Origin of the sequence: Paenibacillus xylanilyticus (assembly GCF_013359935.1) — a bacterium.
Lineage (GTDB): Bacteria > Bacillota > Bacilli > Paenibacillales > Paenibacillaceae > Paenibacillus > Paenibacillus xylanilyticus.
In genome coordinates this window covers 421530-448450 of sequence record NZ_JABMCB010000202.1, presented here as the reverse complement: position 1 = coordinate 448450, position 26921 = coordinate 421530, and the positions used below count along the sequence as shown (strand labels likewise).

Annotated in this window: 15 protein-coding genes and 1 pseudogene; 15 read left to right on the top strand and 1 reads right to left on the bottom strand. The window is 45.4% G+C overall.

Features of this window, described 5'->3' with window-relative positions:
- Positions 1–178: 178 nt before the first annotated feature.
- The 13 genes and pseudogenes from HP552_RS28670 (at position 179) to HP552_RS28605 (ending at position 23757) form a co-directional block, all read left to right on the top strand.
- Positions 179–1846, top strand: coding sequence for a glycoside hydrolase family 13 protein (locus tag HP552_RS28670; RefSeq protein WP_175398762.1), 1668 nt, complete (start codon positions 179–181; stop codon positions 1844–1846).
- 316 nt (positions 1847–2162) lie between these two features.
- Complete coding sequence (locus HP552_RS28665) at positions 2163–3131, top strand: LacI family DNA-binding transcriptional regulator (RefSeq protein ID WP_175398761.1); 969 nt, start codon at positions 2163–2165, stop codon at positions 3129–3131.
- A 171-nt stretch (positions 3132–3302) separates the two neighbouring features.
- Entirely contained in the window at positions 3303–4259 is a 957-nt protein-coding gene (locus HP552_RS28660) for an ABC transporter permease (RefSeq protein ID WP_175398760.1), read from the top strand.
- 13 nt (positions 4260–4272) lie between these two features.
- Positions 4273–5169, top strand: a complete 897-nt coding sequence (locus tag HP552_RS28655; RefSeq protein ID WP_175398759.1) for a carbohydrate ABC transporter permease — start codon at positions 4273–4275, stop codon at positions 5167–5169.
- Between the two features lie 123 nt (positions 5170–5292).
- Positions 5293–6909, top strand: a complete 1617-nt coding sequence (locus HP552_RS28650; RefSeq protein WP_175398758.1) for an ABC transporter substrate-binding protein — start codon at positions 5293–5295, stop codon at positions 6907–6909.
- 28 nt (positions 6910–6937) lie between these two features.
- Positions 6938–9406, top strand: a complete 2469-nt coding sequence (locus HP552_RS28645; RefSeq protein ID WP_175398757.1) for a PfkB family carbohydrate kinase — start codon at positions 6938–6940, stop codon at positions 9404–9406.
- The gene (locus tag HP552_RS28640) at positions 9403–11676 is read left to right on the top strand and encodes a GH32 C-terminal domain-containing protein (protein ID WP_175398756.1); all 2274 of its coding nucleotides are present in this window, start codon (positions 9403–9405) and stop codon (positions 11674–11676) included. Before HP552_RS28645 ends, HP552_RS28640 begins: the two co-directional genes overlap by 4 nt.
- 164 nt (positions 11677–11840) lie before the next feature.
- Complete coding sequence (locus HP552_RS28630; RefSeq protein ID WP_246311099.1) at positions 11841–16337, top strand: GH32 C-terminal domain-containing protein; 4497 nt, start codon at positions 11841–11843, stop codon at positions 16335–16337.
- 285 nt (positions 16338–16622) lie between these two features.
- Positions 16623–18821 (top strand): M1 family metallopeptidase, encoded by a 2199-nt coding sequence (locus HP552_RS28625; RefSeq protein ID WP_175398755.1) that lies wholly within the window; start codon positions 16623–16625, stop codon positions 18819–18821.
- Positions 18822–18962: 141 nt separating this feature from the next.
- Positions 18963–19341, top strand: a pseudogene (locus tag HP552_RS28620) (response regulator transcription factor); the annotation flags it as partial.
- 767 nt (positions 19342–20108) lie between these two features.
- The gene (gene xynC / locus HP552_RS28615; protein ID WP_175398754.1) at positions 20109–21791 is read left to right on the top strand and encodes a glucuronoarabinoxylan endo-1,4-beta-xylanase XynC; all 1683 of its coding nucleotides are present in this window, start codon (positions 20109–20111) and stop codon (positions 21789–21791) included.
- 305 nt (positions 21792–22096) lie between these two features.
- Positions 22097–22984: an aldo/keto reductase gene (locus tag HP552_RS28610; protein ID WP_175398753.1), complete on the top strand. Its 888-nt coding sequence runs from the start codon at positions 22097–22099 to the stop codon at positions 22982–22984.
- Between the two features lie 290 nt (positions 22985–23274).
- Complete coding sequence (locus HP552_RS28605; RefSeq protein WP_246311098.1) at positions 23275–23757, top strand: HIT family protein; 483 nt, start codon at positions 23275–23277, stop codon at positions 23755–23757.
- Positions 23758–24038: 281 nt separating this feature from the next.
- Here HP552_RS28605 and HP552_RS28600 read toward each other — a convergent pair whose 3' ends face one another.
- Positions 24039–24443: a VOC family protein gene (locus tag HP552_RS28600; RefSeq protein ID WP_175398752.1), complete on the bottom strand. Its 405-nt coding sequence runs from the start codon at positions 24441–24443 to the stop codon at positions 24039–24041.
- Between the two features lie 461 nt (positions 24444–24904).
- Here HP552_RS28600 and HP552_RS28595 point away from each other — a divergent pair, with 461 nt between their 5' ends.
- Both HP552_RS28595 and HP552_RS28590 read left to right on the top strand, forming a co-directional pair.
- Entirely contained in the window at positions 24905–25735 is an 831-nt protein-coding gene (locus HP552_RS28595) for an amidohydrolase family protein (protein WP_175398751.1), read from the top strand.
- 181 nt (positions 25736–25916) lie between these two features.
- Complete coding sequence (locus tag HP552_RS28590; RefSeq protein ID WP_175398750.1) at positions 25917–26696, top strand: alpha/beta hydrolase; 780 nt, start codon at positions 25917–25919, stop codon at positions 26694–26696.
- The last annotated feature ends 225 nt before the right edge of the window (positions 26697–26921 follow it).

Below are 26921 nucleotides of genomic sequence, written 5' to 3'. Positions count from 1 at the left end.
CTTTCTGAAGGAAAGCTGCATCGGAAGCATACGCTTAACACCGGATTTTCCCTTTAGAAAAGGGGAGTCAAAAAATCTGGGGATAACAGCGATCGGAAGATGGTACTGCGCTCGTAGTGCCCTTGTGTGATCGATTAGTGCAGTTTATATCGTGGTTGAGAAAGAAGGATTGCATCAAATGAAAAGAGTATGGTGGAAAGAAGCCGTAGCTTATCAAATCTATCCGAGAAGCTTTATGGATTCCAACGGGGATGGGATTGGCGACATTAAGGGGATCATTTCAAAACTGGATTATATCCAGGATCTCGGTATTGATCTGATATGGATCTGTCCGATGTATAGGTCACCCAACGATGATAATGGTTATGACATCAGCGATTACTGTTCCATTATGGATGAATTCGGCACAATGGCGGAATTCGATCAATTACTGAATGAAGTGCATCACCGCGGCATGAAACTCATCATGGACTTGGTGATCAATCATACAAGTGACGAACACCCGTGGTTTATTGAATCCAGAGCTTCGCTGGGTAACCCTAAACGAGATTGGTACATCTGGAGAGATGGAAAGAACGGCGAAGAACCGAATAACTGGGAAAGCATCTTTGGCGGTTCTGCTTGGGAATATGATGAAGTCTCCGGACAGTACTATCTTCATCTGTTCTCCAAAAAACAACCGGACTTGAATTGGGCAAATGAAGAAGTTCGGAAATCCATTTATGAAATGATGAATTGGTGGCTGGATAAAGGGATTGATGGTTTCCGTGTCGATGCGATCAGCCATATTCACAAAGAAGAGGGCCTTTTGGATATGCCAATTAAAGAAGGCTTCAAATACATCTCTTCTTTTGAAAAGCATATGAATGTCAAAGGAATTCAGCGATATCTGCAAGAAATGAAAGAGGAAACATTATCCAAATATGATGTTGTAACAGTTGGGGAAGCAAATGGAGTAAAGGTAGAGGACCAGGAAGATCTGTATGATTGGATATGTGAAGTCAGAGGGAAATTTAATATGGTCTTCCAGTTCGAACACCTTGACCTATGGAAAAACAGCACAGACAGGCAACTGGATGTTCCCAAATTGAAAAACGTCTTGAGCAAGTGGCAAAAATCGCTGGAGGGCATCGGTTGGAATGCATTGTTTATTGAAAATCATGATCAGCCTCGCAAAGTTTCATCCTGGGGAAATGATGCGGAGTATTGGTATGAAAGCGCCACAGCGCTTGGAGCCATGTACTTTTTCATGCAAGGCACCCCATTCATTTATCAGGGGCAAGAAATAGGTATGACGAATGTGGCTTACCCTTCCATAGAGGATTATAACGACGTAGCTGATCGGAATTTATATCAGATCAAACGTGAAGAGGGGATGTCGCATGAGGAGATCATGAGCATCATTTGGGCTTCGAGTCGCGATAACTCCAGAACGCCGATGCAATGGTCTTCGTCAAAACAAGCAGGGTTTACCACCGGTACTCCATGGCTGAAGGTGAATGATAATTACGTCAATATTAATGTTGAGAAACAGCTCCAGGAACCACGTTCCGTCCTTCACTTTTATAAACAAATGATTCAGCTGCGAAAAGAACACGATACGTTGACATATGGTATTTATGAGCTTCTTATGCCGGATCATCCCAGTGTATTTGCATATACACGTACACTGGCAGACCAACAGGTGCTGGTAGTAATCAATCTTACTGGACAAGTCGTGGAGCTTGAGGAAGAAGAGTCTCGCTTCAATTTTTCAGAAATCTGGCTCACCAATTACGATAATGACAAGCTGCCAATGATGTTGCGACCATTCGAAACAATCGTTGGTTTAAGTAATCAAGTATAATTCGGAGATCCCTCTGATATCGAATGGAACAAACAGGAAAGTTTATCTCTAATCCCTGATGGAAGGTGAAGTGCACCCTAAGAATAGACATTGGAATAAACCCTTAGTTTATCCGATGAAATTTTGGGGTGCATTTTTTTTACGCCAACGGTTATTGGTGTACCTCATACAGGTCAGACGTAGACAAGATGGATGGTTGAATATTCATGTTTTCACTGTGTCCTCATAATTTTGGTATCGCTCTCAAAATAAATATTGAAACGTTTCCAACTTGATGTTATTATGATTTTCATAACAGAGCTAAGTGGGGGGTTAGATGTCAAGTATTAAAGATGTAGCCAGTCTAGCTGGCGTAGCTGTTGGAACCGTCTCCCGCGTCATTAACAACTCGGGAGCCGTAAAGCCTGATACACGCAAAAAAGTAGAGAAAGCCATAAAAGAGTTAAATTATTTTCCTAATGAAATCGCTCGTAATTTTAAGATGCAAAAATCAAAGACAGTAGCATTGCTCCTCCCCAGTATATGGAACCCTTTCTTTTCTGAACTGGCTTACTACATTGAAGATGAACTGGATCTCGAAGGCTTCAAGCTTATGCTGTGCAATAGCGGAGGCAAGCCGGAAAAGGAACTCTATTATCTGGATATGCTTCGGCAAAACAAAGTGGCTGGCATAGTCGGTATTACTTACAATGATATTGAAAGCAGTGTGAGGAATAACATCCCGATTGTAAGTATTGACAGACACTTTAACAAGAAAATCACCTGTGTGACCTCGGACAATTATGAAGGAGGACGTCTGGCTTTAAGGGAACTGGTCAAGGCAGGTGCCCGAAAACCGGCCTTTTTGGGAAGCGTCACTTCCGTCTTTAGTGAAACCATGAATCGCAGAAAAGGGTTCGTTGACGAGGCCGAAAAAATGGAAGTCGACTATGTGATCTATGAAAAGCCAGACCCCATTATGGACGACGATGCCTACTTTGACGAGTTTTTCAAAACGCATCCCGATGTGGATGGAATTTTCGCTATTACCGATTTACTGGCTGCCAACTACATTGACAGGGCAGGAAGGATGGGTTTTCGCGTTCCGGAAGATGTTAAAGTCATTGGGTATGACGGGATTCAGGATCATCCCTATTTCCATCCCATATTGTCCACCATTAGGCAACCTGTTGAGGAGATGGCACGAACGACAATCAGACTTCTTTATCAAAAATTCGAAGGGGTAACTTTGGAGAAGGAAGTATATCGATTGCCTGTGTATTTCAGACAGGGAGAGACTACTTAACTTATACAAATGATCGTTAGCGGTGATCTCCTCTAGCGATCAAAGTAAGACCCCGATTCAGTTATCTAATTAGTAGATGGATATGCAGCAGGGATGTTTTTTTAAACTTTAAGTTGGAAACGTTTCAATTAAAATTGGAAACGTTTCAATATATCAACAAAGAGAGGACATATGAGGGTGAATCCAAAAGACTCCGCGAGCTATCAACCCGGAAGCCAAGTGAAACGTAAAACGTGGGCTCGGGTCAAACGTGACTATGAACTGTATCTGTTTCTGCTGCCAATCATCATTATTTATGCCGTATTCAAGTACTACCCGATGTACGGGGTACAAATTGCCTTTAAGGACTTTTCACCAAGTCAGGGAATATGGGGGAGCGATTGGGTAGGTTTTCAGCATTTCATTGATTTTTTTGATTCCTATAACTTCTGGTCCATCATAACAAATACGCTATCGCTTAGCTTCCTATCACTCCTATTCGGTTTCCCGGTTCCGATTATCATTGCGATCATGCTGAATCAGATGTTAGGCAAGCGGTATAAGAAATTTATCCAGACCGTCATTTATGCTCCGCATTTTATTTCTACGGTAGTGCTCGTAGGTATGCTCCATGTTTTTTTATCGCCCAACAGCGGTTTGGTGAATCACTTGATCACCTGGCTTGGCGGTGACCCAGTTCTCTTCATGGCGGACGAAGGATGGTTCCGACCCTTGTACATATTGTCAGGGATTTGGCAAGAGACGGGTTTCGCCACCATTATTTACCTAGCTGCATTAGCGGGAGTCAATCCGGAACTTCACGAAGCAGCAATTATGGATGGAGCGAGTAAATGGAAACGAGTATGGTACGTGGATATTCCAAGTATTTTACCGACAATCGTCATTTTGCTGATTCTCGCTCTAGGGAACATCATGAGCATTGGTTTTGAGAAGGCGTTTCTGATGCAAAACGATTTGAACTACGCCACTTCCAATATTCTTCCGACCTATGTTTATGAGATGGGGATTCAGAAAGCACAATACAGTTTTTCCACGGCAGTTGGACTGTTCAATTCCGTGATCAATATCATCCTGATTGTCACCGTCAACCGAATTGCCAAAAGATTGACAGAAACCAGCCTTTGGTAAAGGAGAGTTTAATTTGAATCAATTATTGAAAAGAAAAAGCAGAGGGGACATTTGGTTTGACGTGATCAACCTTGTTTTATTGAGCTTGATTATGCTTCTCGTGTTATTCCCGTTGTATTTTGTGTTGATTGCTTCATTCAGTGATCCAAATCAGATCTACTCCGGGAATGTTTGGTTGTTTCCAAAAGGGTTCACGTTAGATGGTTATATTCGAATTTTCAGCGATTCTTCGATTTGGATCGGTTATGCAAATTCCATTCTTTATGCGGGTGTAGGAACGCTGATTGGTGTAGCCGTTACCGTATTTGCAGCCTATCCTTTGGCTCGTAAAAATTTGATGGGCAAATCGGTAATCATGTGGTTTTTGATGATCACCATGTTTTTTAGTGGGGGGCTAATTCCCACATATCTGTTGATTAAGGACCTTCAGATGTTGGATACCATCTGGGCTCTAGTTATTCCAGGAGCCGGCAGTGTTTTCAATGTCATTATCGTGAGGACGTTTTTTCAGTCATCCATTCCGGATGAATTGTGGGAAGCGGCTTCAATTGACGGCTGCTCAAACACCCGATTTTTCTGGAGCATCGTAATGCCTTTGTCAAAATCAATCATTGCTGTCATGGTTTTGTACCATGTTGTTGGTTTCTGGAACGGTTTCTTCGATGCTTTGATTTATATGAATGATGAAAGCAAGTATCCACTTCAGCTGGTACTTCGCAATATCCTTGTCCAGAACCAGGTTAACTCCGGCATGATGGTGGATGTAGAATCATACGCGGCGAAGATGCGTGTTACTGAACTTATCAAATACGGTGTCATCATTGTATCCAGTTTGCCGCTGCTAATCTTGTACCCATTCCTTCAAAAGTACTTTGTTAAAGGCGTAATGATCGGTTCGATCAAGGGATGATATTGACAAAGTACTTGAAAGGGGGGATGTACGGGAGATTTATACGTCTCTGCAAACCGGATCCAACAAAGATGAAAAAAGTTGACCAGAGATTGGAATAAATTCTTGGGAGGTTTATGCATCATGAAATCTGTATTTAAAAGTGCGGGAATTTTAATACTGACTGGCGCATTTGCACTAAGTGCATGTTCAGGAGACGGGGGATCGAAGAAACAGACTTCCAACCAACCTGCCGATTTCAACAAAACCGGTCTTCCGATCGTTGAAGAAGCGATTTCCTTAAAAATGGTATCCCCGAAAGCTGCATTAGCACCGGAGTATGCGCAAATGGAAATATTTAAGCGTCTTGAAGAGCAGACCAACGTTAAGATCGAGTGGGAGAATATCCCGGACACTGATTTTGCAGAAAAGAAAAACCTTTTGCTCGCAAGCGGAAATTTACCAGATGCATTTTACGGGGCTGGTTTTACAGATTACGAACTCATTAATTACGGTGAAGACGGAACCATCATTCCTTTGGAGGATTTAATTGAGCAATATGCACCTAATCTGAAAGCGCTTTTAGATAGCAGACCTGATATCAAGTCCTCCATCACAGCACCTGATGGGCACATTTACGGCCTGCCTTCTTGGGAGGAGAACAACCTTGGAACCAACCCCTTCTTCCATGTGATTAATAAAAAGTGGCTCGACACACTGGGTTTGAAAATGCCTGAGACGTTGGACGAATATACGGAAGCTCTGGTTGCATTTAAAACTCAGGATCCAAACGGAAACGGAAAAGCCGACGAGATCCCATTGAGCTTTATGCATATGCAGTGGTGTATGGATATTGCAGGGATTTTCGGAGCGTTTGGACTGCCGGATAATCTGGAGCACCGGGTTGTTCGCGATGGAAAAGTTATTTTTACTGCGACGCAGCCCGAATATAAGGAAGCCCTTAAATATTTTAATGAGAAATGGTATAAGCAGGGATTGATTGATCCTGAATCCTTTACCCAGGACGCAGCGCAGTATCTGGCCAAAGGCAAAACAACAGACGAAACGCTCGGCTCCTATATCTGGTGGGAGGTGGAGGAAGTTGTTGGACCTGATCGAGGAAAGGATTATGCATTGTTGTCTCCGTTAAAAGGATCTAATGGTGCCCAAACCATTGGACGAAGCAATGGGGGTGGCCCCGGTCGTGGTGCGTTTGTGATCACGAAGGAAAACCAGAACCCAGAAATTACGATGCGCTGGATCGATCAGCAGTATGAACCGTACATGGCAGCTCAAATTCATTGGGGCCCGCTGGATGTTGTGTTCGAGAAGGATGAGAATGGGAAATTGGTAAACTTGCCCCTACCTGAAGGGACATCAGCAGGAGAATTTCGTCAAAAAGTAGCTCCGGGCACAGGCGGACCAGGTGTCATTACGATCGACGACTTCGGAAAAGTTGTAGACATGGAGCCTAGGGCACAACAGCGCGCTAAAGATTTGGAAAAATATTACGAGCCTTACATGGAGAAGGAAAGCTACCCAAGTATCTTCTTTGAACCGGAGGAGCTGGACAAAATTAATAGAATTGAGTCCGAGCTGATTAAATATGTAAATACCCAAAGAGGTAAGTTCATTGTCGAGGGCGGCGTGGATGAGCAGTGGGACAATTATGTGAAGACATTAGAGAAAATGGGATTGAACGAGTTGATGGAAATCTACCAAAACGGGCTGGATCGATATAACGCAACTTTAAAAAAATAATTTAACAAACGATGGGTGGAGAGAAGTTGTGCTTGATGTTATAGCTATAGGAGAAGTGTTGATAGACTTTACGCCAGTGGATTCTGCTGGGGGAAGCACCGAACAGTATGAGTGTAATCCAGGAGGGGCACCGGCTAACGTAGCAGTGGCGCTATCCCAATTGGGAGCCAAAGCTGCATTAATCAGCAAAATTGGAGAGGATCGTTTCGGTTCGTTACTGCACCAAGCCTTGCTTAGCAGTGGGGTTGATGTATCAGGGCTCTCATTTACCGATGAAGCGAATACAACGCTAGCCTTTGTTCACTTGGATGATGACGGCGACCGGTCATTCAGTTTTTTTCGGAAGCCAGGAGCGGATACCTTTTTATCCTCACAAGATGTTCCTTTCGATTTGATCGAGAACGCCAGAGTCCTGCATTTTGGATCATTGTCGATGACCCATGAGCCCGCACGGACGGCAACGAGAGCAGCTGTCGTTAAGGCCAAAGAGGCTGGTGCACTGCTTTCATTCGATCCGAATATCCGTCTTTCGCTATGGGAGACTGAAGAGGCAGCGAAGCAGAATATCCTTTGGGGCTTGCCGTATACCGACATTTTGAAAATATCGGAAGAAGAACTTGGCTTTATCACGGGTACAACAGACATCGAAAAAGGATCTTTGGAACTGCAGCAACAATTTGGGATTCCCTTGATTGTCGTAACGTTAGCAGATAGAGGCTCCTATTACCGGATGACCGCTCATGATGGATATGCTCCAGGTTTTCCAGTAAAAGCCATCGACACGACAGGCGCTGGCGACGCGTTTCTGGGCTGTTTTTTAACCAAGTTGCTGGAAATCGGGAATTTATTAAATCAGCTGACAAAACAGCAAATCATCGACATGTTAACGTTTGCCAATGCTGGCGGTGCAGTAGTAACAACACGGAAGGGAGCTCTCCAATCTATGCCAACGACAGATGAAATAAACAAAATGATAGACTCTAATAAAGAGTTCAAAATGGACAGTTTCAGACCGGGATTTCATTTCTCTCCTCCCACCCATTGGTTGAATGATCCGAACGGATTAGTTTATTACGAGGGCGAATATCATCTGTTTTATCAGAACCATCCCTTTAGTACCCAATGGGGCCCGATGCACTGGGGCCATGCCGTAAGTGAGAATCTGATTCACTGGCAGCATGCACCAATCGCTTTGTTTCCTGATGAGCATGGAGCAATATTTTCTGGCTGCTGTGTAGTTGACTGGAACGATAGCAGCGGGCTGTTTGAAGGTCACCATGGATTGATTGCAATCTTTACTCATGCGGATACATATCCGGAGACTGATCAGCCTCGACAACGGCAAAGCTTGGCTTACAGCCGCGATAAAGGAAAAACCTGGCACAAATATACGGGGAATCCGGTCCTTGCCGAACCTGATCTGGTTGACTTCAGGGATCCTAAGGTATTCTGGCATGCAGAAAGTAAGCGATGGATTATGGTTATAGTCGCGGGGGACCATGTTCGTTTCTATCGATCGGAAAATTTGATTGATTGGGCGCTCGTCAGTGTATTCGGTCAAGAGGAAGGTTCCCACGACGGTGTTTGGGAATGCCCAGATCTCTTTGAATTGCCTATCGATGATACGGGGCGTACCAAGTGGGTGCTTATCATAAGCATAGGGGATAATCCTTCTTGTCCGGAAGGCTCACGTACACAATACTTTATCGGTGAGTTCGATGGAGTGAAGTTCATTAACGATAACTCAGCTGATCACATCATGTGGCTAGATTATGGTCGGGACAACTATGCCGGGGTCAGTTGGTCCGATATACCTGAGGAAGACGGACGGCGCGTGATCATTGGATGGATGAGTAACTGGAAATATGCCAACGAGACGCCAACAGGTATTTGGAGAGGGTCAATGACTCTGCCTCGGACCTTGGCATTAAGCTGTCAGGATGAAGGGGTCGTTTTAACCCAAATGCCTGTTCGAGAAATAGAGCAGTTACGGAAAGACCTCATGAGTTGGTCTGATGTCAGAGTGACGGCCGAGACACCGTTTAGTCAAAAAATTAGCGATGATCTGCTTGAGATTGAAGCCGACATTGATATGGGTTCCAGTGACGAGGTACAGATCATCATGAAATCCTCCGGGGAGAGTGAAACGGTTATTGGATATGATTCGATGCGCGAGTGGTTGTTCATTGACCGTACGCAGTCGGGACTGACTGACTTCCATTCATCGTTTCCATGCAACCACGGTGCCAGCATGTCCCAAGAGAACGGGAAGATTAAGTTGCATATCTGGCTGGATCGCAATGCAGTTGAAGTGTATGGGAATGATGGCCTGGTTGTGTTGACCGATCAGATTTTCCCCGACGCGCCAATGGATAGCATTTCTATTATTACGAAATCGGGACAAGCGAAACTGAACCTGCTGCATATCCATGCTCTTCAGTCGATTCATGCTTCTAAAGATGTCATAAAGCAGACATTAAGGAGGGGGGAAATATGACTTTGGGAAATCAGGGGTTGATAATGTCTTGGACCTTTGACGAAGGAACAGGATCCAACACTATGGAGAGCATATCGAAAGTTCGGGATCGTATTCATTATGTTTTTAATCAAGCAGAATTTACCGAACCGTGCGACCCGCAGTGGAGAAAAGGAGTGTTGGGAAATGGACTCCTATTCGATGGTTACTCGACTTATATTGCCCATGCGATTCACGAGAAAGATCCGAACATCACGTACCAGTACCGATCAGAGCTAAGTATTGGAGTATGGCTTGCACCGCGTTCTTATGAATGGGGGTATGAAGGAAAGTTATCTGCCATTGTGAACCACCACAACATGGATCGCAAGCAGGGATATCTGCTCGGGATGTATCGTCATGGCTCTTGGTCCTTTCAAGTCGGTCTGGAGAGTGGGGATTGGAAGGAAGTTTGGGCACCTGACGGACATGAACTTCCCAAGAACGAATGGTCTTACGTGAATGCAGTATTTGATGGGAACGAAGGCATCATGAAGCTTTATTTAAACGGCAGTGAAGTCGCTTCGACTGATCTACCTCGTGGTTCCCGGCTGGTCGAGGCGGTAGACACGGAATTGCTCATCGGTAAAAACAATCACAGCAGCCTGCTGGCAGATGTATTCAGCCTTCACATGTTCAGCGGTATGCTTGATGAACTCAACATCTATAATCGGGCTCTGAGCGAGCAGGAGGTGATTGATGCTTATCGATATGTGATAGACACCGACCACGGAGGAGCCCATCCGCAATTAAATGATGAGGATATTCAGCTGGATCGGACGCCGCTGCTACCGGATCGCCATAGACCGCAGTATCATGTCAGCCCACCAGCGCATTGGATGAACGAGCCCCATGCACCGATTTATTTTAACGGGCAATATCATTTGTTCTATCAGCATAACCCCCTTGGCCCGTTTTTTCATCAAATCCATTGGGGACATTGGGTAAGCAAGGATCTCGTACATTGGCGGGATCTTCCTGTGGCCTTGGCTCCCGAAAAAGATCAGCTCGCTCCGGACGGGATTTGGTCGGGAAGTGCAACTTATGATGCTGAAGGTTTGCCTGTCTTATTTTTCACGGCGGGAAATGACAGTGCTTCGCCGAATCAGAGCGTGGCCCTTGCCCGAAGCACCTATCCCATGGATAACGATCCGGATCTGGTTCATTGGGTCAAACATCCGGAGCCGTTGATCGTGCAGAAGAAAGGAATGGGTGCATTCGGAGATTTCCGGGATCCGTTCGTATGGAAGGATGATGATGGCTGGTATGCCTTGGTCGGGTCCGGTATTGAAGACGAGGGAGGAGCCGCGCTGGCCTTTGTGTCCCAGGATATGCTGAATTGGACGTACAAAGGGCCTTTTTTTAAAGCAGATATTCAAAAGTTTCCTTATCTTGGGCCCATCTGGGAGCTTCCTGTGCTTCTTCCTTTAGGTCGTAACCCAAAGGGGGAGAACAAATTTCTCCTGTTAGTCAGCCCTGTGGGACAGGGAGCGGACGTCGAGGTATTCTACTGGATCGGGCAGCTTGACATGCAAGAACTATCATTTATTCCTGATCAAGAGGAGCCTCAGTTGATTGATGTTGGTGATTTTCATTTTACTGGCCCTAGCGGAATGGTAGATCCCAAGACTGGCAGAAAGATCGTATTTACGATAGCACAAGGTGACCGAACGTCGGAGTTGGAATATAAATCGGGCTGGGCTCATAATGGCGGCTTACCGTTAAGTGTGTATTTACGGGAAGACGGACGGCTGGGGATTGAACCCATTCAGGAACTTGAATCATTACGAGGTGCTAAGCGGTTGTCGTTATATGACAAAACATTGGCTGAAGCGAACGAACTGCTGCAGGAGGTCCAAGGCGACATGCTTGAGATTCAAGTGGTAATGGAGCCGGTTAGCGCAAAACAATTTGGAATAAAGATACGTCGTACGCCAGGTGGAGAAGAAGAGACCCTTCTGTTTTATGATATGAACGAATCAATGTTCTTGGTAGATCGAACAAACACCACCCTTCATCCGGGAGAAAAGTGCAGAGGTGTGCAAGGCGGTAAGCTTGAACTGCTGGAAGATTATCTAAGGCTTCACATTTATATGGACCGCTCTATGGTCGAAGCTTATGCCAACGGATTAAAAAGCCTGACAACCCGGGTGTATCCAAGCCGTCTGGATGCATTGGGACTTGAGATTTGGGGAGATGGGGAACTGTTGGTTAAATCGTTGGATATATGGGAGATGAAATCCATTTGGTAAACAGAGCGCTTAGGCGCTCCTTACCCTTTGGGCAATCTGATCTAAGACCCATTTATGGAAGCGTTCTATTCTTACTCTCCTTTATGCTTCATGATTATTCTTCCTTGTAGAAGGGGAGCTGTCAAAATTCCGGTGAATATAAAATCGTGAAGGAGAGCTCTTGAATGAAATATGAAAGTACAAGAAGAACCTGGATGATAAGAATGATCATATGGACAATGCTTCTCCAGCTTGCTGTACCTGAAATATCAATGGCAGCCGAAATACATGAAGAGGTGGGGCAAATTTCGACGACTGAAACGGAACTGTCCGTTATGGATTCCGTCTATCAAATTCAAAATCCTGGGTTTGAATCAAAAGATTTGACGGGGTGGACGGTAGTCAAGGGCGATGCTTTCGGCGAGAACAGCGTATCGGACGAAAAGGTTTGGTGGGCGGAAGAAATACCATACAACCAGGAAGGCGATTATCATTTAAACGGTTGGAGGTATGATGAATCAGCAACTGGTGTGCTTCGCTCCAGCACTTTTGAGCTTGGCGGCAGCGGCTGGATCAGCTTCAAACTTGGCGGTGCGAAGAACCCTGACAAGGCATATATCAATATCGTGGAAGCCGGGACGGGGCAAGTTATTGGCAGGTATGGCAACAGCGCTTTTGCTGACGTTGGTTTCCCGGATCCCACACAAGGCCTGCGGTTAGCTAATATGGAGCAGTATAAGGCAGATCTTTCCGAATATTTGGGCAAGAAGCTCTATGTGGAGATCGTCGATCATGCAACCACGGACTGGGGAGTGATATTTGCGGACGCATTCTTCATGTATCATGAATCCGAGCCTGATGAAGGAATTATCGCCAAGGATATCAAGCCTGATTTCAAACGCTATCAGATCGAAAATCCCAGCTTTGAATCCGGGGACTTAACCGGATGGACGGTTGTCGAAGGTGAGGCATTTGGTCCGAACAGTGTATCGGACGACACAACCTTTTGGGATGAACAAATCCCGTACAACCAGGAAGGCAATTATCATTTGAACGGCTGGCAATATAATGAGGCTGCGACCGGTGTGCTTCGTTCGAGCACCTTCGAGCTGGGCGGAACAGGCTGGATTACCTTCAGACTGGGTGGAGGCAAGAATCCGAATCAAGGGTATGTGAGCGTCATTGAAGCGGATACGGGAGACTTGATTGCCAGGTACGGTAACAGTGAATTTAATGAGTCCGGGTTCCCGGATCCTGCGCAGGGTCTGAGACTGGCGAATATGGAATTATATAAAGCCGACCTGTCCAAGTATATTGGAAAGAAATTGTATCTTGAAATCGAAGATCATGCATCATCCGATTGGGGACTGATATTTGCGGATGCCTTCAATACCTTCAGTGAAACCGTACCGGATGAAGGTGTCATGGCAGAGAACATTATCCCGGCCGAAATCACAAACCGCGGTTTTGAAACCGGAAATTTGGATGGCTGGACAGCTGAAGGTACTGCTTTTCGAGTAACCCAGGAAGCTCAAGCCGGTAAAGAAGGGAACTTTTTTGCCAAGTCTTCTGCGGAAGAACAGGGCTCCATTACTTCCAATACTTTTATCATGCAGGGAACCGGAAGCATTACCTTTACGGTTTTGAATATCGACGATCCGGAGGACGCTTACGTCGCAATTTATGATGCGGGCACAAATGCGTTACTTAAAAAGACCGGGGATGTTAGTGCGAACGAAAAAATTTCCTGGAACATGCAGGAACACTACAATAAAAAACTCTATGTCAAGGTTGTTGATCAATCCAACCAAGCCAGTATTGCGGTTGATGCTTTTCAAGCTCATGGTAAGGGGACCATCTTCTATATGAGTCTTGATGAAGGCGCAGGAAAGAAGGCGCTTGAAGAAGCAAGCAATCGGGAGCATGATGTGAACTATGTATTTAACAACGCCAGATACATGGCTTCGAAGGATCCGAGATGGACTCCGCGCGGAGTCAAAGGCGGCGCCTTGCTGTTTGATGGATATTCAAATGATATTGAGATCAATACAAAGGATATCATACCTGTAAGCGATGCGTTTACGCTTGAAGCTTGGGTCGCCCCGCGAAGCTACGAATGGGGGGACGGGAACAAGCTGTCTGCGATTGTAAACCAGTCAGATCAGGATAAAGCCGAAGGCTTCGCGCTTGGCATGTACCGACACGGCACATGGTCGATGCAGGTCGGGATCGGCGGCCAGTGGATTCAGGTATGGGTAAAGGATCACCCGCTCGAAAAATACAAGTGGAATTATGTGGCCGCTACCTTCGATAAGAAAGAAGGAATGATTAAGTTATATCTAAACGGTGAGGAAGTGGCTTCCCAGGCAACACCAGTCAACGTCCCGATCACACCATCTGGAGCAAGTCTGATTATCGGAAAAAATAATAAACCGGTAGAATTGGCTGGCTTGTTCTCCTACAATATGTTCAGCGGACTCATTGATGAAGTGAAGCTGCAGAACAAAGCCCTTACCGCTCAGGAGCTGCTAGCTGAATACGACGAGGTGACGTCGCTTCACGGGGGCGCAGTTCCGGTAATTCCGAATGGTGACATTGATGAAGACCCAAGTGTGTTTGATGGAGATCAGCACCGCCCCCAGTACCATGCGATGCCTCCTCAAAACTGGATGAATGAAGCGCATGCACCGATTTATTATAACGGAAAATACCATTTATTTTATCAGCATAACCCGCAGGGTCCGTTCTGGCATCAAATCCACTGGGGACATTGGGTTAGTGACGATATGGTTCACTGGGAAAATGTGAGACCAGCTCTTGCTCCTGAAGTGGGCACCCTTGATCCTGACGGCGCATGGTCGGGCAGTGCAGCGTATGATCGCGATGGAAATCCCGTTCTCTTTTATACGGCCGGCAATGACTCCTTGTCTCCGAACCAAAGAACAGGGCTTGCGACCCCAGCGAATGTATCGGATCCTAATTTAGAACAATGGGTGAAACATCCCGCGCCAGTAACAGAGCAGAACGGGAATGGCATCCATAACGAGTTTCGTGATCCATTTGTATGGTACGACGAAGAGGTCGATAAGTGGTATCAGTTAGTGACGTCCGGCCTTGAAGATTTCAGTAGTGGCACAGCTTTGGTGTATGTGTCCGACGATATGTACAACTGGGAGTATAAGGGACCTTTATTCATTAGTGACAGAAACCAGTATCCAGAGCTCGGTACGGTATGGGAACTTCCCGTATTACTGCCGTTAGGCAAGGACAGTACGGGTAAGCAAAAGCATATTTTTATGATTAACCCTCATGAAAAGCCAGAGCATGTTCCTCCTGCGACCGATGTGCAAAGAGACGTTGAGGTCTTTTACTGGATTGGCACCTGGGATCGGGATAACTTTAAATTTATACCTGACCATGAGGCTCCTTCTAAATTGGACGTGGGTGATGGCTATTTAACTGCAGAGAGTGGAATGGTCACACCTGACGGAAGAACGGTTGTTTATTCCATGGTTCAAAATGTAAGAACACCTCAAGCTGAATACCAAGCTGGATGGGCCCATAATTTAGCATTGCCGATTACACTTAGCCTGGATGAACAAGATAAATTGCGGATCGAACCCATACAGGAATTGCAGAGTCTTCGGGGAAATAAAGTGGTTGATTTTGCAGACAAAAACCTGGAAACCGCCAATCAATTGATCCAAAATGTCAAAGGCGACATGCTGGAGATTGTAATGGAAATTGATCCCGGCGAAGCCCGGAAATTCGGCCTCAAGGTGCGGCGCTCCGATAACGGCCAGGAGGAAACACTCATTTATTACGACAAGACAAACGGGACTTTTAATGTGGATCGCACGAAGAGCAGCATTGACCCGGATGTACGTGTGGACGGCATTCAAGGCGGATATGTGGATCTTGACGGAGAAAACTTGAAGCTGCATATTTTTCTTGATCGTTCAGTTGTCGAAGCCTTTGCCAATTACAAGAAAAAGCTGACAACCCGCGTCTACGTTGGCAGGTACGACTCCTTGGGATTGCAGGTCTGGGGCGACAACGATATCACTGTCAAGTCGATGGAAGTATGGAATATGAATGCCTTAACAGGGGAAGCGGCTGCTCCGGTCGATGTGCCTGATCACTGGGATAACTCGGTGTATACCGATATTACAGATTTGCCTAACCATGATTTTGCTGCAGGTGACTTAACTGGCTGGATAACCGAAGGAGACGCCTTCTCGGATGTTCATGTGACAGATACCCCGTTTTTCTGGGACACCATATATTTTAATCCGTCGCAAAAAATTCCGGGTGGCTATCACTTATGGGGCTTCAACGAGGAAGCCGGGGGTGATAGCTTAACCGGAACGCTAAAATCACAGAATTTTGTCCTTGGCGGGAACGGTAAAATCAATTTTTTGGTTAGCGGCGGGCGTGATATAGATAAGCTGTATGTTGCACTGGTCCGGGTATCGGACGGTAAAGAGTTATTCAAAGAGACTGCCACCAATTATGAAGAGTATCAACGGAAGATGTGGGATGCGTCGGAGTACATCGGTGAGGAGCTTTACATTAAGGTGGTTGATCAATCCACAGGCGGTTTTGGTCATATTAACGTCGATGACTTCAATGTACCAGTTAAGGTGAACAATTTGACGGGTTTAACCGTTACTTCGCGATAAACCAAGAATCGAAGCCGTTAGTTGAAATTCAAAAACGGTTACAAATTGATGATAACAGGATAGTTCAAATGATAACCCTCAGGAACGCAATAAGGCGTCCTGAGGGTTTTTGCGTAAATTTAAGGTTCCTGTAAGGTTAGGTTTAACACAGTGTAAGCTGCGGTCTTTAATATAGAATTTACGACCTTTACAGCAGGCAAACAGCTGAGCAGAGCTGAAAAGAAATACTCCATAAGGTGAATCCAGATCTAGTCCATTCAACACATATTAGAGGGAGAGAATTTGATGTATCGATCAACCATCCAATCAGTATCCAAGAAAGCGCTGGCTTATTCGCTGGCTTTTACACTTGCAGCCTTCCCCGTGGTCAACGCCACTCAAGCCTTAGCTGCGCCAGCGGCTTCATCCGCTCGGTCTTCCTTGGCTGCAGAAGCTCTTGCTCCGGTCCAGTACCGGATCGACGCCCGGCTTGACGAAAACAACATGCGCATCAAGGGAAGCGAAACCGTCACTTATAGGAACACTTCCAATGATACCCTGCAGGAGATCGTATTCCATACGTTTGCAGACGCCAACCGGTCCAAAGCGACCCAAACTTCAATGTTTGAGCGAAACAACGAGGAGATCCAGAAAGAAAATCCACAGAAGAAGCCGGAAGACTTTCTGGGCAGCATTGACATTCGGAGCGCGGCGGCAGACGGGCAATCCTTGGTCTTTTCGAACAGCAATCAGGCTTTGACCGTTGAACTGAAGCAGGAGTTAAAGCCTGGCGAAGCAGTGACGGTCGAAATCGGCTTTGAGGTGAAAATCCCTTACGGCATGCAGCGTCTCTCGTACTACAAAGACATCATAAACGGTGCACATTGGTTCCCGGTTATGTCGGTCTATGACGAGAACAAACATGAATGGGACAGAACGAAATACAGTAAAACCTTCGAATCCGATTATTACGTTTCGTCAGACTTCGAGGTGCATTTTAACGTGCCGGAAGCCTATCAGATGCTGATGCCAGGAAACATAACGACGCAGGCCGACCCAAAGGAGCCCGGCCGCAAAATCGTAACCGCTAGGGCCGATAACACCCGGGAGTTCGTCTTCTTTGCCAGCCCGAATTATAAGGTGGAGAGCGTTACGCGGGATGGACTCACGGTTGAATATTATTACTCAGACAACATGCCAGGCAAGAAAAAACTCGTCGACGGATACATCGACACCGCTTTTGAGGCTATTTCATTTTTTAGCGAAAAATATGGGAAATACCCTTACTCTGAATTCCGGATTGCAGAGTCATACGTTGAGGGGGTGGCGGTTGAGTTCGCCCGGGTCATTCAAATGGGGCAAATCCAACCGAACAGCGATCCGGCACATGATTACGTATTCGTGCATGAAATCGCCCACCAATGGTTCCATGCCTTGATCGGCAACAGCTCGGAGACAGAATCGTTTTTGGATGAAGGACTTGCCGATTTTTCGAAGGTCTATTTCGCGGAAAAACAAGGTGATGATCTGAACGGGTTCAAGTCGATCCAAATCGATGATGTGTCATGGATTGACAAGCCGATCGCCTCAACCAATACGGAAGTGGGTGACATGGAAAGTCCGACTTTTTATAATAAAGGACGCCAGGCCATCTACCAGTTGTACCGCATGGTGGGCGAGGACAAATTCGATTCGTTCATGCAGGAATATTTCAAGCGGTACGAGTATAAAAATGCGACGATCCAAGGGCTTTTGCAGACGATCCAGGATACCCTTGATGATGAAGCGCGAAAGGAAATGGACACAATACTGCATGATTCCGATTTTGTGCTGAAACCCGAATATCAATTGTCTGAGGCGGAAGCAGCCGCGTATTGGCATGAGCAGTTCAAAAACACATATCACTCGTCTCTGACCCAAGTTCCCAATCTTCCCTCGGAAACGATGAGCCGCATTGTGGATAAGGCGCTGCAAGGCGAACCGCTGACCATTGTGCTGAGCGATCAGGCCGTCGGCAAAGCGAAAGAGCAGCAACAAACGATCTTGTCAAAGCTTGAAGGAACACTTGGGATTATGGGCACTCCATACGAGGTGATTTCCGACCGGCAAACACTCAAGAACATACTGAAAAAGGAGCTCGGAACCAGCAACATCATTGCCATTGGTAATTACAAGACCAACGGACTCATTCAGGCGCTTAAACCTGGCATCATACAAAAATCGGAGGCCATTGGCTTCGACTGGAAAAACAAGTTGAACCAAAAAACATCTTCGGGCGCCTACGTCATTAAGCATCCATATAATCAGAATCGCCTGCTGCTGCATATTTTCTGGAACGATGAAGCCTTAAGCAGCAATGCGGTCGAATTGTTTGCGGAGCAAATGCTGCGTGGGATCAGTTTTAGCAGTGACTTTTATCAATATTACGTCTTGGACAAAGCAGGCAGCATCGCGACAGACAAAAAGATTACGAATCCGATGTCGAAATTGTTTGCCGAAGACTAAAATTAAGGTTGTCTCTGGCCAATACGCTCGTTTCAATATATGGTTATTTATTGACAGGGCGGGGAAGATGATTACTAGAGAGCGGAAGGTTTTAAGCTGCCGCTCTTTTGCCCTGCCTATAGAAAGGAGGTTCGAACCGAATTGCTGCTAAGTCAAAAAATACTGATCGTGGACGATGAGGAGGATATCGTCAAGCTTCTGAAAACCGTGCTGGTTAAGGAAGGCTTCGAACATGTGTATACCGCCACTTCCGCCGAGGAAGGCTGGATTCAGTTTCAGGACAAGCAGCCCGACCTCGCCATTTTGGACATTATGCTTCCGGACGGTGAGGGCTATGACGTATGCAAACAAATCCGCAGTGTTTCGAACGTGCCGATTTTCTTTTTGTCGGTTTGAGTTTGACGAACAAAAACTTGAACTGAAGAAGAACAGCGAAATCATCGAGCTCAAACCGAAAGAACTTGGTCTCATTAGCTATTTGCTAAAATATCCGAACCGAATTATAAGCAAGGAAAGCCTTATCGCGCTCTGCATCGCTTATTTGTTCAGCAAAAGATTAACCCGGCAGCTTTCAATGCTCATTGACGGGATCAAGCAGCTGTCTCATAAAAACTTCCAGGTACACTGTGAAACGAAGGGCATTTACAAGGTGCGCACGATATTGTGAAGGCCCATAGCGGTGAGATCCATGTTGTGAGCGAATTTCATAACGGAACAAGAATTTTGAAATTTTGCTTTAAAGCGGAATGATAGAATCAGACATAATTACTACTTGCCTCGAGCCCATAAAAACAAGAAGGACAGCCGGTCATTTTGATTGGCTGTTTTTATTCAACTAACGGGCAGATTATTTTAAAAAATTCACGGCAGTTACTATATCCAACCTACTGATTTACTAAGGCAGAGGGGCGAAAGGTGAGGCGTGAATTTCTTAGCTTGTCTGAAGATGATTGGCCGCAGCAAGAGAGTATGTTGGGAAGGACCCTGCCCAAGCGTATGGTACCTGATGGAAATATTCTCCTCGGGAACTGGTTGCAATGGAAGTGGGGGAACCGTTCATATAAAAAATTGTATCTCTATTAAAAGAGATAACAGTCAGCAAATAAACTATAATCTATCAGGTTTTAGCCCTAAGAATAATATAGTAAGATTTACAAATAAAACTAAATAATTTGCATTTAATGCAATTTGAGAGGAAGTGGTAAGTAAACTTCTATTGGCTGCTGAAAAAGTTGACATTGTTGAACACGCTTTCATTTGTACAATAAGTTGAGGAGGGTGAAGATATTGAAATTGAAATTAAAAAAATCAGTTCATATTTTATTGGCCTGTTTAACGGCTCTGCCTCTGATGTTAACCCCAACACACGTGTCAGCAGCTAGTGATGCCAACATTAATTTGGCCTCCGAAAAACAGATCATCAAGGGCTTTGGGGGAATTAACCATCCAGCCTGGATCGGTGACTTGACGGCAGCTCAACGTGAAACGGCCTTTGGCAACGGACAGAATCAGCTTGGTTTTTCCATTCTGAGAATCTATGTCGACGAAAATAGAAATAACTGGTACAGAGAGGTTGCTACCGCGAAAAGAGCGATTGAACAGGGCGCCCTCGTATTTGCTTCACCGTGGAATCCTCCGAGTGACATGGTCGAAACCTTTAACCACAATGGGGATCCAAACGCCAAAAGACTGAAATACGACAAGTATGCCGCGTATGCGCAGCATCTGAACGACTTCGTAACTTATATGAAAAACAATGGCGTAGACCTGTATGCCATCTCGGTACAAAATGAGCCGGATTATGCCCATGACTGGACCTGGTGGACACCACAGGAGATCCTTCGTTTCATGAAAGAGAATGCTGGCTCCATTCAAAATACCAAGGTCATGGCACCTGAATCGTTCCAGTATTTGAAAAACATATCTGACCCCATCCTGAATGATCCTCAGGCACTCGCCAACATGGACATTCTGGGAGCACATACGTATGGAACCCAGTTCAAAGACTTTGCATACCCGCTCTTTAAGCAAAAAGGAGCCGGCAAAGAACTGTGGATGACTGAAGTTTACTACCCGAACAGTGATAACAACTCGGCGGACCGCTGGCCAGAGGCATTGGACGTATCCTACCATATGCACAACGCCATGGTTGAAGGGGATTTCCAGGCTTATGTATGGTGGTACATTCGGAGACAGTACGGTCCGATGAATGAGGATGGCACCATTAGCAAACGCGGATATAATATGGCTCATTTCTCCAAATTTGTACGGCCAGGTTATCGCAGAGTAGATGCAACCAAAAATCCAGATACCAATACTTTCGTTTCAGCCTACAAAGGTGATAACAAAGTGGTCATTGTGGCGATTAATCGCGGCACCTCGGCTACAAGCCAAAAATTCGTTTTGCAGGGCGGTAACGCCTCCACCGTATCCTCATGGGTTACGGATAGCAGTCGAAACCTGGCAAGCGGAACACCGATTACAGTGTCAGGAGGAGCCTTTACGGCACAGCTTCCTGCCCAAAGCGTAACCACGTTTGTAGCCAATATCTCTGGCAGCGGTGGCGGTAATCCAGGAACTGGGACCACATACGAGGCAGAGACCGGTACCACACTTACCGATGCTGTCATTGAAACAATCTATCCAGGATATACAGGCTCCGGATATGTTAACTTCAACGCTCTGACAAATTCGACCATTCAATGGAATGCCATCAATAACGCGATAACAGGAACCAAAAACGTAAAGTTTCGTTATGCACTGGAAAGCGGAACGCGTAACCTCGACATATTCGTCAACGGAACCAAAGTCATCAGCAACGAGCCTTTTCCGGAAACTGGAAGCTGGTCGACTTGGAGTGAAAAAACAATTCAGGTCCCCATGAACACGGGAAGCAATACCATTAAAGTGGTAACAACCGGCACAGAAGGGCCGAATGTGGATAACATTACGGTTACAGCGGTGCAGTAAGGCCATCTTTCTGTTTATATAAGATAATCCAAGCCCCCGTCAGGATATGCTAGCCGATATCCTGACGGGGGTTACTCATTTTTTTCATAGAAAATGAAAAGCGATACTCAACAATTGGACGAATGGTGCTAATTTCAAAAATGTTTTAATAGACGGGAGCCCTCTTCTCGGATAACAAAACAGAAATGATTCTAGATTGATAAATATTCGGATATCCATTATCATGAAAGCGTTATCGGTTAGGTATTATATCGATTGTACGATCTGGTCACTTGACCAACATATTAAATCTCGAGGTGAGAAGAATGAAGTACAGAAGATTGGGCAAGACCGAACTGGATGTATCCGTTGTAGGCGTGGGCACGTGGCAGTTTGGCGGTGACTGGGGCAAGGATTATACCCAGAAAGAAGTGGATGACATTCTCTACCGAGCGAAAGAACTCGGCATTAATTTGATTGATACGGCCGAATGCTACGGACCCCACCATATGTCAGAGAATTTTATCGGCGATTTTATGTCCCGGGACCGGCGTGAGGATTGGGTGATTGCAACCAAGTTCGGTCACCAGTGGCATGATCACTGGACCAATGCCTGGAGCGTTGGTCAGATTCGCGTTCAATTGGAAGAATCCTTGAAAGCTCTAAGAACGGATTATATTGATTTGTATCAGTTCCATTCCGGATCGGATGAAGCGTTTGATAACGACGAGCTGTGGACCATGCTGGACAAGCAGGTGCAGGCCGGTAAAATCCGAAATCTCGGTATATCAATCGGAAGCAATGATAATCTGCATCAAACAAGCAAGGCTACCGAGTTGAATGCGAAGGCTATTCAGGTTGTGTATAATCGTCTGGACCAGAAGCCGGAAGAGAACGTATTTCCGTCATGCCTGGAGCAGGATCTTGGTGTGCTGGCAAGAGTCCCGCTGGCGAGCGGCTACCTGAGTGGAAAATACAAGCCGGGCGTAGTGTTCAATGACAATGTCAGAAAGGGACGCGAGCGCGAAGAGATAGATGAGAAGCTGAAGCTGGTGAGTGAAATCCAAAAGAACGAAGTACCTGAAGGTGTCGACATGGCCTCGTGGGCCCTTGCATGGTGTCTGAAGCATCCAGCTGTTAGCTGCGTTATTCCAGGCTGCAAAACTCCGGAGCAGGTCGAAGCGAACGCTCGGGCGGCAGATCTGGAGCTGTAAGGGAGCTTAATAGATATAAGTATTTTTACAAGATAGAGACGTAACAGAGCTGTTTTAAATGAAATTAAAGAGGCGTGCCGAGTCTGGAACGTTGCTCCATTCAAAGTCGCTATAATAGCGGCTTTTTTGGTTTTTTTAAACAGGTGCTGAAGATGAAAAAAATACTTTTCTGACCTGGGGGCTTCGACCAGACATATAACTAATACTCATTAAGTCAACGGGCAGTATAGCGCAACGAACAGAAGTTGCCTGCGTCTAATAGCTGGTTGGAAAAATATGAAAGGAGTTGAATGAGAAAGATGACAGTATCATTTTCACATAAGCCGGAAGGATACGAATGTCCATTTTGCGGTGTTTGGGGCATCGAGGGACCAGATCGGGGAACAAAACAAAAGGATATCATCTATCAGAATGAAAAGGTAACGGCATTTATAGCGAGCAAATGGTGGCCAAACAATAAAGGACATGTTCTTATTGTTCCTAATCAACATTTCGAGAACATCTTTGAACTCCCTCTGGATTACGCAGTTGAAATTCACCGCGCGGCCCAGCTTACAGCATTTGCAATGAAAAGTACATATGGATGTGAAGGAATTTCTACGCGGCAACATAATGAGCCTGCTGGCAATCAAGACGTTTGGCACTATCATCTTCATGTGTACCCTAGATATGTGAACGATCAACTTTATCTGTCACAGGGTACTCAGTCCGATCCAGATGAACGCTCTTTCTATGCTGATAAGCTGCGTTCTTGGATAAAGGAAAATATGTAATGTCCAATGTTTAACTGTACCTGGCGAAGGAACAATGTGAATTTTACGAATGAAGGTAAACTTTAAACTAAGCTTGACCAGTTCGTCGTTGAGGAAGGACACGACCAAGGTACAGTTCAATTACTACACCAAGGGTATAGGCGGGCTTGTGAAGATCATTAACTTGTGTTTTGTTGCATCCAAGGGAAAATGAAGAAACCATAGCTGGTCGCTATGGTCTCTTTCATCAGTCAGTAAAAATACCTAATTACAATATTCGCCTCACTCACTTAAGCTGACTGTCAATGCCTACCACTGAACAGTTTGATTGCTTCCGCGGTAACGGGCGAGAAAAGGTTAACAAGATTGCCGTCGGGATCGCGAAACAGCATTGCACGGTTCCCCCATGGCATTGTGGTAGGTTCCTTTACCCACTCATCGACAAACGGCTTCAAGCGCTTATATTCGCTATCGACGTCGTGGACGTGGAACTCAATGATGACAGTGTGATTGTTGGCCGCGACTGCTGAACCAGCGCCGAACAGTTGTACCGTCTGGGAGTGGCCGATCGCCAGGGTACATGATGGCATTACGAGTTCAGCAAAAACTGGGGCAGGGCGTTCTGCCGAAACACCCGTGATTTTCTCATAGAACTCGACAAGGCGATCCACGTCATCAGTAATGATGCGTACAGAAGCAAAATTCACGAGATATCATCCTTCCTTTAATAAGTGATACAATTCAGTATCCTATTTATTTTGGTCTCTCAATACTTCACGCTTAATCACTATACAAAAACGCTACTGACAACAGTATGTCAGTAGTGTTTTATGAAGAGAGTATGGGATAAAAGAGTGATCGGACTGAACTAAATGAAAACAATAACAATAACAATAACGAATAAAACCTGAAGGCTGTCGATTATTATGGTCGTCAATGAATTTAGGTGAACTTTGGCATCATTATGAGGCAGACAAACGAATTTAAGAATTTAGCTATGATACATTACGTGCCTATTCTTGTTTCGGAGCTCTGTGCTAATTCCCTTAGCGTGAGTAAATAACATCAAGATAAGCTATAAAAATGCACTTAGTAACAATTACTTTGCTTTCTTCTATGATATAAAATTAACTATAGTTTAGTCAGATTGGGAAGGGGGCAATTTCTGATGCGAATCGATGCTCATCAACATTATTGGAAGATTGAACGTGGGGACTATTCTTGGATCACTCCAGACCTGCCCATCTTATATCGGGATTATTTACCAAAGGATCTAGAGCCGATGTTAAACAGGCATCATATCGACGGGAGTATCGTCGTCCAGGCAGCACCTGCGATTGAAGAGACTAATTTCATCCTGTCTCTCGCTGATCAGACACCATCTATTCTTGGGGTTGTAGGATGGTTGGACCTACTCCAAAAGGAACATAGGCAGCACTTCGAGAAATTTCGACTTCATCCAAAATTCAAAGGATTTAGAGTTATGATCCAGGATATGCCCGACCCCACCCTTATTTTGAGTGAAAAGTTTGTTGACGCGCTTCGTAGCTATGCTGATGAGGGGGTACCAGTAGACCTGTTATTAAGGCATGAACAAATGGATTTAGTTCTAAAACTTATACAGCAAATGCCGGAGCTTCGTGGCGTTATTGACCACATCTCCAAACCGCCCATTCTTAGTAGAGAGATGGAGCCTTGGTCTCTTTACTTGGCCGAAATCTCCACTTATCCGAATATCTATTGCAAATTATCCGGTATGGTAACCGAAAATGGTCGAGAAGGATGGAGCCTGGAAGACTTTGTTCCCTATATTCGCAAGACATTGGAATTATTCGGACCCAATCGAGTGCTGTTTGGTAGTGATTGGCCGGTATGTCTGTTAGCTGCGGAATATGATCAGGTCATGGAAATACTCCTTCATGCGATTCCAGAAAATTGGGGGGAACAGGAACATAGTCGTTTGTTCGGCCTCAATGCGAGAGAATTTTATAAATTATGAAAATGATCAAGTCGGAGAGATTATCACTAGTTGTGTACTTACTTCGGTAATCGTTTCTGAAAACTTGAATTATGAAATGAAAATTAGTCGGATTTGTTGTATATGGTTAGGAAAGCGCTTCCGTTACAATATATTAAAAACGTTGTTTAGTTCAATACATCAAAAGTGAGGAGAATGTACAATGGCAATGATGCGATGCAATTATTTCTCGGAAACGTTAGGACTCAGCACGTCAATGACCGTTATTATCCCTCAGGCGACTACGGGGCAAGTCGGAATGAAGGGAGTCGTCAACCGGGAGCGGCATCCCGTCCTCTGGCTGCTGCATGGCGGCTCCGATGACGATACGATCTGGATGCGACGGACATCAATTGAACGTTATGTTTCCGAGTTGGGAATTGCTGTCGTGATGCCTCAAGTCCAATTAAGCTTCTATACGGATATGGCGTACGGAGGAAAGTATGGCACCTTCCTGATGGAAGAACTTCCTCAGATTGCCCGGTCCTTGTTCCCGCTCTCGGACGCTCGCGAAGATAATTTTGTTGCTGGGCTATCGATGGGAGGTTACGGCGCATACAGATGGGCGCTGAGCAAGCCTGACATGTTTGCTGCTGCTGCTGGACTGTCGACCGGTAATTTCCCGTTTTGGAGCCCGGGTCCGGGAGGTGAGTTTCCTCCATTTCTACGGCTCGCATTCGGAGACGGACCGCATACAGGCACCGATAACGATCTTTATCATCTTGTGCAGTCTTGTGATCGCGCAGCTGGTCCGAAACCCGCGTTTTACCAAGCTTGCGGTACAAATGATTTTCTGTACGATCTAAATGTCGAACTGAAGGAAGTGTTCGAGCAATCTTCACTGGATTACACTTACGCTGAAGAACCGGGCGTACACGATTGGGCATTTTGGGATAAAACCATTCAAGATGTGTTGAGATGGCTTCCTTTGGAACGTGTGTGACATTACTGTCCACTAAACCTCACGCCTTTACAATTTTAGAGGGATTATCATCTAGTCCTTTATAAAAATATAACCCTGGTCAAGGGTACAATATCGCTCTTAAGCACATCTAAATGTTCCTTTTGGTCATCGACTGGAAGGTTCAGCTAGCCTTCCAGATCTATACTGGATCTCCCTTATATATTACGCTGAATTCATTTTGGGAATTTTAGGGTATACCACTTA

Excerpts from the sequence above, each read along its gene's own strand:
- HP552_RS28595 (WP_175398751.1), top strand. The coding sequence starts at position 24,905 with ATGCGAATCGATGCTCATCAACATTATTGGAAGATTGAACGTGGGGAC.
- HP552_RS28605 (WP_246311098.1), top strand. The coding sequence starts at position 23,275 with ATGAGAAAGATGACAGTATCATTTTCACATAAGCCGGAAGGATACGAA.
- HP552_RS28640 (WP_175398756.1), top strand. The coding sequence starts at position 9,403 with ATGACTTTGGGAAATCAGGGGTTGATAATGTCTTGGACCTTTGACGAA.
- HP552_RS28590 (WP_175398750.1), top strand. The coding sequence starts at position 25,917 with ATGGCAATGATGCGATGCAATTATTTCTCGGAAACGTTAGGACTCAGC.
- HP552_RS28660 (WP_175398760.1), top strand. The coding sequence starts at position 3,303 with ATGAGGGTGAATCCAAAAGACTCCGCGAGCTATCAACCCGGAAGCCAA.
- HP552_RS28665 (WP_175398761.1), top strand. The coding sequence starts at position 2,163 with ATGTCAAGTATTAAAGATGTAGCCAGTCTAGCTGGCGTAGCTGTTGGA.
- HP552_RS28610 (WP_175398753.1), top strand. The coding sequence starts at position 22,097 with ATGAAGTACAGAAGATTGGGCAAGACCGAACTGGATGTATCCGTTGTA.
- HP552_RS28625 (WP_175398755.1), top strand. The coding sequence starts at position 16,623 with ATGTATCGATCAACCATCCAATCAGTATCCAAGAAAGCGCTGGCTTAT.
- HP552_RS28650 (WP_175398758.1), top strand. The coding sequence starts at position 5,293 with ATGAAATCTGTATTTAAAAGTGCGGGAATTTTAATACTGACTGGCGCA.
- HP552_RS28670 (WP_175398762.1), top strand. The coding sequence starts at position 179 with ATGAAAAGAGTATGGTGGAAAGAAGCCGTAGCTTATCAAATCTATCCG.
- HP552_RS28630 (WP_246311099.1), top strand. The coding sequence starts at position 11,841 with ATGAAATATGAAAGTACAAGAAGAACCTGGATGATAAGAATGATCATA.